Raw genomic sequence first — 14,636 nt, forward strand, 5'->3', positions numbered from 1 at the left:
AATACGAAATTGAGCTTTTGGGACAAGTGACTGAAAGTGAGATAGAAATTTATTTCTGGCATTCGCTTCGGCTTACGGAGTGAAAATAATTATAGAGGTGTTTTATGGAACAGTATGTAATCAAAGGCGGCAATCCATTAGTGGGCGAAGTTGAAATAGGTGGCGCCAAAAATGCTGCACTTGCAATTCTTTCTGCAGCCATTATGACGGATGAAACGATCCTTATCGAAAATCTGCCGGACGTAAGAGACATAAATGTTTTGTTAGAAGCAATTGCCGGGATAGGGGCTCAGGTTGACAGAATCGACAGATCTACAGTCAAAATCAATGGATCTACAATTGCAGATATCAGTGTTGATTATGAATATATTAAAAAAATCCGTGCATCTTATTATCTGTTAGGTGCATTACTTGGTAAATACAAACATGCGGAAGTACCGCTTCCGGGCGGATGTAACATTGGAAGCCGTCCTATCGATCAGCATCTTAAGGGATTCCGTGCACTCGGTGCATCAGTAAAGATTCTTCATGGAGCAATCGTTGCAGAGACCGAAAACCTTCATGGAAGTCATATTTTCCTTGATGTTGTGTCCGTTGGAGCTACGATCAATATCATGATGGCAGCGGCAATGGCATCCGGACGTACGATTATTGAGAATGCAGCACGTGAGCCGCATGTCGTAGATGTCGCAAACTTCCTGAACAGTATGGGCGCCAATATTAAGGGGGCAGGTACTGATGTAATCCGCATCAAAGGTGTTGAGAAGCTTCACCGTACCGAATATTCTATTATTCCGGATCAGATCGAAGCAGGAACCTTTATGTTTGCAGCCGCTGCAACAGGCGGTGATGTAACCGTTAAGAATGTTATCCCGAAACATCTGGAAGCAACTACAGCAAAGCTTGAAGAAATCGGATGTGAGGTTGAGGAATTTGATGATGCAGTACGTGTTCGTGCAGGCAAGAGACTTCACCGCACACATGTAAAGACTCTTCCTTATCCGGGATATCCTACTGATATGCAGCCACAGATCGCTGTGACACTTACACTGGCCGAAGGTACAAGTATTGTTACAGAGAGTATTTTCGAAAACCGTTTCAAATACGCGGACGAGCTTTCCAGAATGGGAGCCAACATCAAGGTTGAAGGCAATTCCGCAATCATTGACGGCGTAAAGAAACTAACAGGAGCAAGAGTCAGTGCACCGGATCTTCGGGCCGGAGCAGCGCTTGTTATTGCCGGTCTTGCAGCAGACGGTATTACGGTTGTAGATGATATTGTATATATCCAGAGAGGATATGAGAATTTTGAGGAGAAACTGAGAAGCCTCGGTGCTGAGATCGAGAAGGTTTCCAGCGAGAAAGAAATCCAGAAATTCCGTCTTCGTGTTGGATGATAAAAATTGTCAAAAATTTAGCAGAGTTACTACTTGACATTTATATAAAATAAGTATATTGTAAGTTCTGCAATAACTTCATAAAGCGGCCTTTTATTCAGAGTGGTGGAGATACAAAGGATCTGAGAAGCCACGGCAACCCCTTTTTATGAGGAAGGTGCCAACCTGAGCGAGTCATCGAACAATAAGAGGATTGAAATTGAATTCAAGACAGTCCTATTGTTGGGGCTGTCTTTATTTTTGTTATACAGGCTGAAAAAGTCATAATGCCGTTCGTGCTTGCACGTATAGGCATTTGAATTTGGAAGCCGCCCAATCATGAGGAAGTAGCGATTTTTGAAAAAAATCTGCGGATTCCGAATGATTGCAGAATTACGAGAATTGCGAAGCAATGGAGTAATTCGTAGAACATAAATTTACTGATTATTTACAGAAAGAGGTTTAACAATGGAAAAAGAGAAAATTTTATTTACTTCTGAATCAGTAACAGAAGGCCATCCGGACAAAATGTGCGATGCTATTTCAGATGCTATTCTTGATGCAATTATGAAAGAAGATCCGATGGGACGTGTTGCATGCGAGACATCAACTACAACCGGTCTTGTACTTGTAATGGGTGAGATTACTACAAGTGCTTACGTTGATATCCAGAAAATCGTAAGAGATACTGTAAGAGAAATCGGTTATACCCGTGGCAAATATGGCTTTGATGCAGACACATGTGCAGTTATCACTGCAATTGATGAGCAGTCTGCAGATATCGCAATGGGTGTAGACAAAGCTCTGGAAGCTAAAATGGGTGAAGATGAGATTGATGCAATCGGTGCCGGAGATCAGGGTATGATGTTCGGATATGCTTCTAATGAGACAGAGGAGTATATGCCATATGCAATCAACATGGCACATAAACTTGCACGTCAGCTGACAAAAGTTCGTAAAGACGGAACTCTGCCATACTTAAGACCAGACGGAAAGACTCAGGTGACTGTAGAATACAGCGAAGAGGGCAAACCGATCCGTATAGATGCAGTTGTATGCTCTACACAGCATGATCCGGAAGTTACACAGGAACAGATTCATGAAGATATTAAGAAATATGTTTTTGATGCAATCATTCCGGCAGACATGGTAGATGATGATACAAAATACTTTATCAATCCGACAGGACGTTTTGTAATCGGTGGACCTCACGGTGACAGTGGACTGACAGGACGTAAGATCATCGTTGATACTTATGGTGGAGCAGGACGTCACGGTGGCGGTGCTTTCTCTGGTAAGGACTGCACAAAGGTTGACCGTTCCGCCGCATATGCAGCTCGTTATGTTGCAAAAAATATTGTAGCAGCAGGACTGGCTGATAAATGCGAAATTCAGCTTTCTTACGCAATCGGAGTTGCAAGACCGACTTCCATCAATGTAAATACATTTGGAACAGGTAAAGTTTCTGATGGAAAACTTGTTGAGATTATCCGTGAAAACTTTGATCTTCGTCCGGCTGGAATCATTCGTATGCTTGACCTGAGAAGACCGATTTACAAACAGACTGCAGCTTATGGTCACTTCGGACGTACAGATGTAGATCTTCCATGGGAAAAACTGGACAAAGTAGAAGACCTCAAAAAATATCTCTAAGAAACAGAACAGGGATAAAGAATAAACTCTTTTTACTGATTTAATAGAAAATTTAGAGATAAGAATATAGTGATATGATATAATGAACGCATATATCGAACAAATGGTTCGTAATATGCGTTCATTTTTTATTGCATATCGAGGAGACACCGGTGGCGCGTCCGCTGATTTTATCAAGAGGTGAATAGATACCATGAAATTAAAAAACAGAATCATTGTAGGCTTTATGATGATCATATTGATGCCGATGCTTTTGCTGGCGGCTACGCTGTTTGGAATCAGTGAGGCACAGCACCGCAATTCATCGGGCAGTGATACGGTGCAGGAAAGTGCATATGATATTACGATTGCGGATACCGGAAGCAGTCAGACCAGTATACAGATCATGACGAAGGATCTTTTTTTTACCGCGCTTGTGATATTGATTTTTACAAGTGTTTCCATCGGTCTCTGGATATACAGAAGTGTGGCAGCTCCGCTGGTTAAATTACGAAAAGCAACGCAAAATATAAAAGAAGGCAATCTGGACTTTGTGCTGGAAGTAGACGGGACAGATGAGTTTGCAGAATTGTGCCGGGACTTTGAAGAGATGAGGCGACGGCTGAAAGAATCAGCAGAAGAAAAAGTACTTCTCGATAAAGAAAATAAAGAACTCATCAGTAATATTTCCCATGACCTGAAGACCCCGATCACGGCCGTAAAGGGGTATGTAGAGGGAATCATGGACGGGGTTGCGGATACGCCGGAGAAGATGGACCGCTACGTTCGCACTATTTACAACAAAACAAACGAGATGGATCATCTGATCAATGAGCTTACTTTTTACTCAAAGATCGATACCAACCGCATCCCATATACATTCAGCAAATTAAATGTGGATGATTATTTTTCAGACTGTGCGGAGGAAGTGGGGCTGGAACTGGAGACGAGAGGCATTCAGCTTTATTATGCAAATTACGTCGAAAAGGATGTTCTTGTCATTGCAGACGGAGAGCAGATACGGCGTGTGATCCATAACATCATCAGCAATGCAATCAAGTATATGGATAAACCAAAAGGTGTGATACAGATCCGTGTGAAAGATGTAGGAGATTTTATACAGGTTGAAATAGAAGATAATGGTAAAGGCATTGCATCCAAGGACCTGACCTATATTTTTGACCGCTTTTACAGAACCGATGTTTCGCGAAATTCTTCCAAAGGAGGAAGCGGAATCGGTCTTTCCATCGTTCGTAAGATCCTTGAAGACCATGGCGGCAAGGTATGGGCAACCAGCCGTGAGGGAATCGGAACGATCATGTACTTTGTTTTAAGAAAATACCAGGAGGTACCTATGAAATGAGCAAAATTCTGATCATTGAAGATGAAGAAGCAATTGCAGATCTGGAGAAGGATTATCTGGAACTGTCAGGATTTGAAGTAGAAATAGCAAACAGAGGAGATGTGGGCCTTGAAAAAGCACTAAAAGAAGAATATGATTTGATTATTCTTGATCTGATGCTTCCGGAGGTAGATGGATTTGATATCTGCCGTCAGGTACGCCAGGAAAAAAATATTCCGATCATCATGGTCTCAGCAAAGAAAGACGACATTGATAAAATCCGTGGTCTGGGGCTTGGTGCAGATGACTACATGACGAAACCGTTCAGTCCGAGTGAACTGGTTGCACGTGTAAAGGCACATATGGAGAGATATAACAGACTGGTTGGCTCCGTGGCAGTAAAGAACGACATTATTGAAATCCGCGGAATCAAGATTGACAAGACGGCGAGACGAATCTGGGTAAACGGAGAAGAAAAGACTTTTACAACGAAGGAATTTGATCTTCTGACATTTCTTGCTGAGAATCCAAACCGTGTATTTACAAAAGCGGAGTTGTTCCGTCAGATCTGGGACATGGAATCCGTAGGGGATATTGCAACTGTCACGGTTCATATCAAGAAGATCCGTGAAAAAATCGAATTCAATACGGCGAAGCCGCAATATATAGAAACTATATGGGGTGTCGGTTATCGCTTCAAGGTATAAATCATATGGAAAAATTATATAAAAAACTCGAAAGCTACGGTCAGTCGGATTATTATCCGTTTCATATGCCGGGACATAAGCGCAATCCGGATTCAGTAAGAGGTGATTTCCCTTTCGAGAGAGACATTACCGAAATAGAAGGTTTTGATAATCTTCATCATCCGGAAGACATTCTTCTTGAGGCGCAGAAAAATGTCTCAAAGCTTTATGGAACAAAAGAAAGTTATTACAGTGTGAACGGAAGTACGGCAGCTTTGCTTGCGGCTGTTTCTGCAGCAGTTCCACGAAAGGGACAGATACTCGTGGCGAGAAACTGTCATAAAGCAGTCTATCATGCCATGTATCTGAGAGAGTTAAAACCAACTTACATTTATCCACAAATGGATATGAAGTGGTGGATAAACGGTGGGATTTTTCCGGACAAAGTGGAAAGATGCCTTGCAGAGAATCCAGAGATCAAAGCAGTATTGATTACTTCACCGACTTATGACGGAGTGGTTTCTGATGTTAAGGCAATTGCTGAGATTGCGCACAAATATGAAATCCCGCTGATCGTTGACGAGGCACATGGAGCACATTTTCAGTTCTCGAATTATTTTCCGACTTCAGCAGTGGAACTTGGAGCAGACCTTGTAATCCAGAGCTTTCACAAAACGCTTCCGGCTATGACGCAGACTGCAATTCTTCATAACTGCAGTGGCAGAGTGGATGGAAGACTTATTCGGAGATTTATGGGAATCTATCAGACGAGCAGCCCGTCTTATATTCTTATGGCAAGTATCGATGCATGTATGGATACGATGGCAGCAAAAGGTCATGAAATGTTCCGTGAATTTACAAAAATGCTGGAACAGGCACGAAAGAGGCTTTCGCAGTGCAGATATATCTGTCTGGCAGATCCGGAAAAGGATGTAAATGGTGTTTTTGATTATGACCGTTCGAAACTGATTTTTTCTACGGTGAATTCTACACTGACAGGAGCGCAGTTGTATGATATCCTTCTGGAGAGATACCATATACAGATGGAGATGGAAACTGAAACGTATGCTCTCGCACTTGCAGCAGTCGGAGACAGAGAAGAAGGATTTGAACGTCTTTGTCAGGCAATCAAGGAGATAGACCGGGAAGAAGAGCAAAAAGTGAAAAAGCTTGATCTGACAGGAATGGAAGAACGTAAAATGGATGCAAAGTCCATGTACTGTGTCCTGAATCAGGTACTTTCTGTTTCTGAGGCAATGGAAACGGAGAGCGAAAGCTGTATTCTGGAAGAATGTATCGGCAGGATATCGGCAGAGTTTGCTTATCTGTATCCGCCGGGAATACCACTTCTTACTCCGGGAGAGCAGATTACGGGAAAGTTTATCCGTAATATAAAAATATATACGGAAGAAGGCCTGTATCTGCAGGGGCTTGAAGACTATACGAACCAGTCCATCCGTGTGGTAAAACAGACAACAAAGGAGCAATACGAAGAAACTAATGGGTAAGATTTTTTATATCATGGGAAAAAGTGCGTCCGGAAAAGACAAAATCTATTCCAGACTTGCAGGAAATAAAGGACTGAATCTCAAGAAGCTGATTCTCTACACGACCAGACCGGTAAGAGACGGAGAAGAAAACGGCAAACAATATTATTTTACAGACGAAAAGAAACTTCAGAAATTTAAGGCAGAAGGAAAAGTCATCGAAGCAAGAGCTTATAATACAGTATACGGTGTGTGGACTTATTTCACGGCAGATGATGGACAGATAGATCTTAAGAAGGGACATTATCTGGGAATCGGCACACTGGAATCCTATCAGAAAATGCGAAATTATTACGGGGAGTCAAATGTAATTCCTGTTTATATCGAAGTGGAAGACGGTGAAAGACTGATCAGGGCTATCAAGAGGGAAAAAGAGCAGGAAACACCGAAATATGAGGAACTGTGCCGCAGATTTCTTGCAGATCAGGAAGATTTTTCCGAAGAAAAGATTCAGGAGGCCGGGATAAGCCGAAGATTCGAAAATGATGATCTTGATGTATGTGTCAGAAATATTACTGATTTTATAAATTCCATGTCATAAACAAAAATAGTTTTGATTGACTATTAAAGTATGATATAATGACAGTATAACGAACAAAGATTCGTATACAGAAACTACAGACAAGAGAGGTGATTCTGAATGGTCAGTTTCAATAACATTATAGGGCATAAGGATATTGTAAAACATTTACAAAATGCAATTAAAACAGAAAAGATATCCCATTCATACATTTTTACGGGCAGACCGGGATCCGGCAAGAAGCTTATTGCAACGACGTACGCAATGACGCTGCAGTGTGAAGCAGGCGGAACCGAGCCATGTCAGAAGTGTGATTCCTGTAAGAAGGCACTGGGCAAGAATCATCCGGATATTATAATGGTCAACCATGAGAAATCGGGCACCATTTCCATTGATGAGATCCGCGAGCAGGTGATTCACGATGTTGCAGTGAAGCCGTATTGCAGTCCGCATAAGATTTATATTATACCGGATGCGGAAATGATGACGGTACAGGCTCAGAATGCTCTGTTAAAAACAATCGAAGAACCGCCGGAATATGCAGTGATCATACTGCTGACCAGCAATATAGATGCACTTCTGCCTACGATTCAGTCAAGATGTATACGTCTTGACCTGAAAGTAGTCGATGACAGCCTTGTTAAGAAATACCTGATGGAGAGACTGCATGTGCCGGATTATCAGGCAGAGATCGATGCATCTTTTGCACAGGGAAGTATCGGCAGAGCCAAAGATGCGGCTACGTCAGAGGAGTTTTCTGCCATGACAGAAAATGCCTTAAAGATACTGAAATATGTTAATACAATGGAAGTATATGAGCTTGCGGACGAGATTAATTCTCTTTCGGGCGAAAAGCAGAATATAGGAGATTATCTGGATATTTTCCAGTTTTGGTTCAGAGATGTTCTGATGTTTAAGGCTACTCAGGAAGTTGACAACCTTGTATTTAAACAGGAAATTAATTATATAAAGGAACAGGCGAGCCAGCGCTCCTATGAAAATCTGGAAAAGATTCTGGAGGCACTCGAAAAGACAAAAGTCCGTCTTCGTGCAAATGTTAACTTCGAGCTTGCACTTGAATTACTGTTCCTGACGATCAGGGAGAGATAGAATGACAAAAATTGTTGGTATCAGATTTAGAAACGTGGGCAAGATTTATTATTTTGACCCGAAAAACTATAAAATGCAGATCGGCGATCATGTAATCGTTGAGACCGCGCGTGGAATCGAATTCGGACGAGTTGTTCTCGGACCGAAGGAAGTAGGAGAGAATGAAGTAGTACATCCGCTGAAAGAAGTACTCAGAGTTGCGACAGAAGCAGACGAAGAAAGAGAAAAACAGAATCGTCTGAAAGAGAAAGACGCATTCAAAATCTGCCAGAAGAAGATTCGTGAACATGGTCTGGAAATGAAACTGATTGATGCGGAGTATACTTTTGATAATAATAAAGTACTGTTTTATTTTACCGCCGACGGAAGAATCGATTTCCGCCAGCTGGTAAAGGATCTTGCATCTATTTTCAAGACTCGAATCGAACTTCGTCAGATCGGTGTACGTGATGAAACAAAAATTCTCGGTGGAATCGGTATTTGCGGAAGATGTCTCTGCTGTCATACGTACCTGTCAGAGTTTGCACCGGTATCGATCAAAATGGCGAAAGAGCAGAATCTTTCCCTGAATCAGACAAAGATTTCCGGTGTCTGTGGCAGACTGATGTGCTGTCTTAAGAACGAGCAGGAAACATACGAGGAACTCAATAAAAATCTTCCGGGAACAGGCGACATAGTCACACTTCCGGACGGACTGCAGGGAACCGTACACAGTGTTAACGTTCTCCGTCAGCGGGTAAAAGTTATCGTTGAGGTGAACGACGAAAAGGAAATTCAGGAATTTGCGGTAAATGAACTGAAATTCCGCCCACGGAAGAAAAAAGCAAAGGCTTTCGAAAAAGAAGGCAAAGAAACAAAAGAATCAGAACAAAAAGAAGGAGATTCCAAATCTCATGGCAAAAAATACCCAGAGTGATCTTGTACAGCCGAATGAACGGGTAGACGATCTTCAGAATGGTTTTTATGTGATTCAGAATCCTGAGAAATTCTGTTTTGGCATGGATGCGGTTCTTTTATCTGGTTTTGCAAACATAAGAAAAAATGAGACTGTACTTGATATGGGTACCGGTACAGGGATTATTCCGATTCTCCTGAAATCAAAGGGTAAAGGAGGTCATCTGACCGGACTTGAGATTCAGGAGGAATGTGCGGATATGGCCAGACGCAGTGTGAGATACAATAGTCTGGAATCCGATATTGATATTATATGCGGAGATATTAAAGAGGCTGCTGCGACTTTTGGAGCAGCTTCTTTTGATGTAGTGACCAGTAACCCGCCGTATATGATCGGACAGCATGGAATTCAGAATCCCTATATGGCGAAAGCAATCGCACGCCATGAAATCCTGTGTACGCTGGAAGATGTGGTGAGTCAGGCTGCGAATGTATTAAAAGACAGAGGAAGGTTTTTTATGGTACATCGTCCATTCCGTCTTGCCGAGATTTTTCAGGTGCTGATGAAATACAAATTGGAACCAAAAAGAATGCAGCTCGTTTATCCATATGTTAATAAAGAACCGAACATGGTTCTTATCGAGGCGCGAAAAGGCTGTAATTCCAGAATTTCCGTAGAACCACCGCTGATCGTTTATGAGAAACCAGGTACATATACACAAGAAATTCTTGAAATATATGAAATGATATAAAATTTACAGAAAGACATAAAAGAAAGGAGTTGCTTCGGATGAGAGGCAAACTTTATCTCTGTGCAACACCCATCGGAAATCTTGAGGACATTACGCTTCGGGTGCTCCGTACATTAAAGGAAGCAGACCTGATCGCAGCAGAAGATACCAGAAACAGTATCAAGCTTCTGAACCACTTCGAAATAAAAACACCTATGACCAGCTATCATGAGTACAACAAAATAGAAAAGGCATACACACTGATAGAAAAAATGCAGAATGGGATGAATGTTGCACTGATCACGGATGCGGGCACTCCGGGAATTTCTGATCCGGGAGAAGAACTGGCTGCGATGTGTTATGATGCAGGAATCGAAGTGACATCACTGCCGGGACCGGCAGCCTGTATTACGGCACTTACTTTATCAGGACTTCCAACCCGACGATTTGCATTCGAGGCATTTCTTCCGATGGAGAAGAAGGAGCGTCGGGAGATTCTGAGCGAACTGGTAAATGAGACAAGGACAATCATCATTTATGAAGCTCCGCACAAACTGGTACGTACACTGAAAGACCTGTACGAAACACTGGGTAACCGTCGGATGACACTTTGCCGGGAGCTGACAAAGAAGCATGAAACTGCTTTTCGTACAACAATAGCAGACCTCATTGCACATTATGAAAATGAGAAGCCACTTGGTGAATGCGTTCTTGTAATTGAGGGCAAAAGCCGTCAGGAGCTCAAAGAAGAGGCAGTTGCTTCATGGGAAGAAATATCAATAGAAGAACATATGGAGATTTATGAAAAACAGGGTATTTCCCGTAAGGATGCGATGAAACAGGTTGCAAAAGACCGTGGTGTATCAAAAAGAGATATCTATAGTTATTTGATGAAATAAGATGGGACTGCCCCAAAATATTATTTTTTTAGAAAAGAAAAAATTTTTTGGCATATACACTGGTTATAACATATAAATAATGTTATGATTATGCAAATGACGTATAACAGTATACTTAAAAAAATGTTTTACAACGATTATGACATCCATAAACATTGCTGATTATGGGAGAAATAATTATGGAAAGAAGAATATTAAAAATTCAAATGTTGGGATGCTTTTCTCTGGAATATGATGGCAAAGAACTGGTTCTGGATCGCAACAAAGTATCCAAGACCACGCAGTTGTTTCAGCTGATACTTCTTCACTCACAGGACGGGGGCATATCCAAAGTGGCTCTGATCGAGGCATTGTACGGGAGAAGCGACGTCGAAAACAAAAACGGCAGTCTTAACAACACGATATTTCGGCTTCGAAAGCAGCTCGCCGCGGCGGGGCTTCGAAAGCAGCTATATCCGTATAAATGGCGGAATGTGTACCTGGGATCCTGACATCAAGGTCGCAGTAGACGTATGCGAATTTAAGCAGACGAAAAGCTTGCCGAGGTTGCAGCCGCTTCTTCATTAAATCCGGTCGAGGCTGTTTCGGATGAGCAGGGCAAGGTTGTTTACAGCGATATGGAAGAGGGCATGTACCTGGTGATCGGTGCAGCAGAGAGCTCCGTTAAGGTAACACCGATGCTCTTAACAGTTCCTTTTGCAAGCACAGAGGAAGGATGGATCTACGACGTACAGGCTTATCCAAAGGCAGAGAAGAGCAACACAGCAGGTATTACAGTTGAGAAGAGACTTTATCGTATTAACCCGGATACGTTTGAACTGGATGAAATAACTGCTGACGATGCAACTTACAAGGTTGGTCTTTTTCTTGATAAGGATGGAACGATCCCATATGGTGATGACTACATCAGAACAATCCATATCCAGAATGCACAGTCAGGCAAAGCTTCCTACAGTAATGCCCTCAGAGGCACCTATTATGTATTCGAGCTTGATGAGAACAACAAGGCGATCAAGCTGAATACTGGAGTGGAGATTGATAAAGAAAACCGCTTCCAGTACAATGTTACGAATGCAGCAGGCAAGAAAGACAACAGTGTTGTAGTGGATGACAATACGGTTGCTACAGATATTGCAGCTTATGTAAATAACATTTTTATAACTCTTCCGGAAGGCTTCTTTGTAAATGGAAAGATCGAGATTACAAAGAACGTTGTAGTGGACGGTGTGAAGAAGAATGTAGACGACAAGTTCTATGCAACTGTATTTGATGATTCTGGTAAGGTGGTAAGCACCGTTGAACTGAAGCAGAATGATAAAGTAACTGTTACGGTTCCATTCTCAGAAGATATAAAAGATACTGTTACTTATGTAGTTAAGGAAACCGATAAGAATGGTAATGTGCTCGATAAAGATGCTTTCGCATATGTAGTAAGTGGTGAAGACAGTGTTAAGCTGAATGAGTCTGATCAGTATCATGGAAGCATCGAGATTACCAATACCAAGAAGGATGCTACTGTAACACCTAGCGGAAGCAATGGTGGTTCTGGTATATCTAACGGTGGAAGTGATGCATCCAGCCATGGCGGAAGTGCAACAAGTCCAGTTAAGACTGGTGACCCGATGAATCCGGCATTCTGGGGTCTGGTTCTTCTGGTATCTGTGATCGTGATCGCAGGTGGAGTAATTGTTTACAAAAAGAGAAAACAGAAATAAAGTGTAAGATGTTTGATGAGAGTCTGGTGTAAACCGGGCTCTCGTTATTTTTATTATGGAAAAAGCAGTTGTTTTGTGTTATAACCTGACTTTTGCAGTTAAATTCAAATAAAATAAATCCCTTTAAAACAGGGATTCCCGGTTGGAAAAAGAGCCATTTTGTGCTATAATAAATTAGTATTATTATGCCTATTTTTAAAATGACAGAGACATCTGTCTGCAGATAAATATAGAATGACAGGAGGAAGCACATGGGCGGAGAGAATACAGAATACGGCGCGGACCAGATACAGATTCTGGAAGGTCTGGAAGCCGTTCGTAAAAGACCGGGTATGTACATTGGAAGTACATCCAGCAGGGGCCTGCATCATCTTGTATATGAGATCGTGGATAATGCGGTAGACGAAGCGTTGGCAGGATTTTGTACAGAAATTCAGGTAACGATCAATCCCGATAATTCCATTACAGTAGTAGATAACGGACGAGGTATTCCGGTTGGTATTAACCACAAAGCAGGAATACCGGCAGTAGAAGTTGTATTTACGATTCTTCATGCCGGCGGTAAATTCGGCGGTGGGGGATACAAGGTATCCGGTGGTCTTCACGGCGTAGGCGCATCAGTTGTTAATGCACTGTCTGAATGGCTGGAAGTCAGCATTTATCACGAGGGAAAAGAATACAAACAGCGTTACGAGAGAGGACATACAATGTATCCTCTGAAGGTTGTAGGTGACTGTGAGGAAGGCAAGACCGGAACGACTGTAACATTCCTTCCGGATAAAGAAATCTTCGAAGAAACCGTTTATGATTACGATATTCTGAAACAGCGTCTCCGTGAGATGGCATTTCTTACCAAGGGGCTGCGCATCGTTCTCCGGGATGAGCGTGAAGACTCCAAGAAAGAAAAAACATTCCACTACGAGGGCGGTATCCGCGAATTTGTAACCTACCTGAACAGAAGCAAGGAATCCCTTTATCCTGAAGTTATTTACTGTGAGGGAGAAAAGGATGGTGTGGCAGTAGAGGTTGCCATGCAGCATAATGATTCTTATACAGAAAACAGCTACGGATTTGTAAACAATATCAATACACCGGAAGGCGGTACACATATTGTCGGATTCCGTAATGCATTAACTAAGACATTTAATGATTACGCAAGAAAAAATAAACTGCTCAAAGACAGTGAACCGAACTTAAGCGGTGACGATATTCGTGAGGGACTTACCGCCATCGTGAGTGTCAAGATCGAGGAGCCTCAGTTTGAAGGACAGACGAAGCAGAAACTCGGCAACAGTGAAGCGCGTGGTGCCGTTGACTTTGTAGTCAGCAGACAACTGGAGATTTTCCTTGAGCAGAATCCGACTGTGGCAAAAGCAACTGTAGAGAAATCTGTTCTTGCACAGAGAGCAAGAGAGGCCGCACGTAAGGCACGAGATCTTACCAGAAGAAAATCAGCTCTCGACGGAATGGCACTGCCGGGCAAACTTGCAGACTGTTCTGATAAAGACCCGAAAAACTGTGAGATTTACATCGTAGAGGGAGATTCTGCGGGCGGTTCTGCAAAGACTGCAAGAAACCGTGCGACACAGGCTATACTTCCACTTCGAGGAAAAATCCTCAACGTAGAAAAAGCCCGTCTTGACAGAATTTACAGCAATGCAGAGATCAAGGCTATGATCACTGCTTTTGGTACAGGTATACATGATGATTTTGATATCAGCAAACTCCGTTATCACAAGATCATTATCATGACTGATGCCGATGTTGACGGTGCACATATTGCAACCTTGCTTCTGACATTCCTGTACAGATTTATGCCGGAACTGATCAAACAGGGTTATGTATATCTGGCACAGCCGCCACTGTACAAAGTAGAAAAAAATAAAAAAGTCTGGTATGCATATGATGATGCGGAACTGAACAGCATCCTTGAACAGATCGGACGTGACAATAATAATAAAATCCAGCGATACAAAGGACTTGGAGAGATGGATGCAGAGCAGCTCTGGGAGACAACCATGGACCCGGAGAAACGTATCCTTCTGCGCGTGACTATGGATGAGTCCGCAACATCTGAAATCGACCTGACATTTACCACACTGATGGGTGACAAAGTTGAGCCGAGACGAGAGTTTATCGAAGAAAATGCCCGCTTTGTAGAGAATCTGGATATCTAGGAGAATA

13 protein-coding genes and 1 riboswitch are annotated in these 14,636 nt (G+C 42.4%); all 13 genes read left to right on the top strand.

What is annotated here, in order from left to right; genetic code table 11:
• The first annotated feature begins 104 nt into the window (after positions 1-104).
• The 13 genes from BQ7344_RS10505 to gyrB all read left to right on the top strand — a co-directional run bounded on the left by BQ7344_RS10505 (position 105) and on the right by gyrB (position 14,629).
• Positions 105-1,397 carry a UDP-N-acetylglucosamine 1-carboxyvinyltransferase gene (locus BQ7344_RS10505; protein ID WP_072522534.1) on the top strand — a complete coding sequence of 431 codons (1,293 nt, stop codon included), beginning with the start codon at positions 105-107 and terminating at the stop codon, positions 1,395-1,397.
• A 90-nt stretch (positions 1,398-1,487) separates the two neighbouring features.
• Positions 1,488-1,588: riboswitch (SAM riboswitch) on the top strand.
• Between the two features lie 256 nt (positions 1,589-1,844).
• On the top strand, positions 1,845-3,029 hold the full coding sequence (gene metK, locus BQ7344_RS10510; RefSeq protein ID WP_072522535.1) for a methionine adenosyltransferase: 1,185 nt from the start codon (positions 1,845-1,847) through the stop codon (positions 3,027-3,029).
• A gap of 193 nt (positions 3,030-3,222) precedes the next feature.
• Complete coding sequence (locus BQ7344_RS10515; RefSeq protein ID WP_072522536.1) at positions 3,223-4,371, top strand: sensor histidine kinase; 1,149 nt, start codon at positions 3,223-3,225, stop codon at positions 4,369-4,371.
• Positions 4,368-5,057 (top strand): response regulator transcription factor, encoded by a 690-nt coding sequence (locus BQ7344_RS10520; RefSeq protein ID WP_015541442.1) that lies wholly within the window; start codon positions 4,368-4,370, stop codon positions 5,055-5,057. Before BQ7344_RS10515 ends, BQ7344_RS10520 begins: the two co-directional genes overlap by 4 nt.
• Before the next feature lie 5 nt (positions 5,058-5,062).
• Complete coding sequence (locus BQ7344_RS10525) at positions 5,063-6,544, top strand: aminotransferase class I/II-fold pyridoxal phosphate-dependent enzyme (protein ID WP_072522537.1); 1,482 nt, start codon at positions 5,063-5,065, stop codon at positions 6,542-6,544.
• Positions 6,537-7,124, top strand: coding sequence for a nucleoside/nucleotide kinase family protein (locus BQ7344_RS10530; protein WP_072522538.1), 588 nt, complete (start codon positions 6,537-6,539; stop codon positions 7,122-7,124). Before BQ7344_RS10525 ends, BQ7344_RS10530 begins: the two co-directional genes overlap by 8 nt.
• A gap of 99 nt (positions 7,125-7,223) precedes the next feature.
• A complete protein-coding gene (gene holB, locus BQ7344_RS10535) occupies positions 7,224-8,213 on the top strand; it encodes a DNA polymerase III subunit delta' (protein ID WP_072522539.1) in 990 nt (329 codons plus the stop codon).
• Position 8,214: 1 nt separating this feature from the next.
• Positions 8,215-9,129, top strand: a complete 915-nt coding sequence (locus tag BQ7344_RS10540; RefSeq protein ID WP_072522540.1) for a PSP1 domain-containing protein — start codon at positions 8,215-8,217, stop codon at positions 9,127-9,129.
• On the top strand, positions 9,107-9,859 hold the full coding sequence (locus BQ7344_RS10545) for a tRNA1(Val) (adenine(37)-N6)-methyltransferase (RefSeq protein ID WP_072522541.1): 753 nt from the start codon (positions 9,107-9,109) through the stop codon (positions 9,857-9,859). Before BQ7344_RS10540 ends, BQ7344_RS10545 begins: the two co-directional genes overlap by 23 nt.
• A gap of 38 nt (positions 9,860-9,897) precedes the next feature.
• Positions 9,898-10,737 carry a 16S rRNA (cytidine(1402)-2'-O)-methyltransferase gene (rsmI, locus tag BQ7344_RS10550; protein WP_072522542.1) on the top strand — a complete coding sequence of 280 codons (840 nt, stop codon included), beginning with the start codon at positions 9,898-9,900 and terminating at the stop codon, positions 10,735-10,737.
• A 179-nt stretch (positions 10,738-10,916) separates the two neighbouring features.
• Entirely contained in the window at positions 10,917-11,228 is a 312-nt protein-coding gene (locus BQ7344_RS10555) for a hypothetical protein (protein WP_072522543.1), read from the top strand.
• Positions 11,229-11,366: 138 nt separating this feature from the next.
• Positions 11,367-12,452 carry a hypothetical protein gene (locus BQ7344_RS10560; RefSeq protein ID WP_235816096.1) on the top strand — a complete coding sequence of 362 codons (1,086 nt, stop codon included), beginning with the start codon at positions 11,367-11,369 and terminating at the stop codon, positions 12,450-12,452.
• A gap of 251 nt (positions 12,453-12,703) precedes the next feature.
• A complete protein-coding gene (gene gyrB / locus BQ7344_RS10565; RefSeq protein ID WP_072522545.1) occupies positions 12,704-14,629 on the top strand; it encodes a DNA topoisomerase (ATP-hydrolyzing) subunit B in 1,926 nt (641 codons plus the stop codon).
• Positions 14,630-14,636 lie beyond the last annotated feature (7 nt).

The sequence above is a fragment of the Blautia sp. Marseille-P3087 genome, assembly GCF_900120195.1.
GTDB lineage: Bacteria > Bacillota > Clostridia > Lachnospirales > Lachnospiraceae > Blautia_A.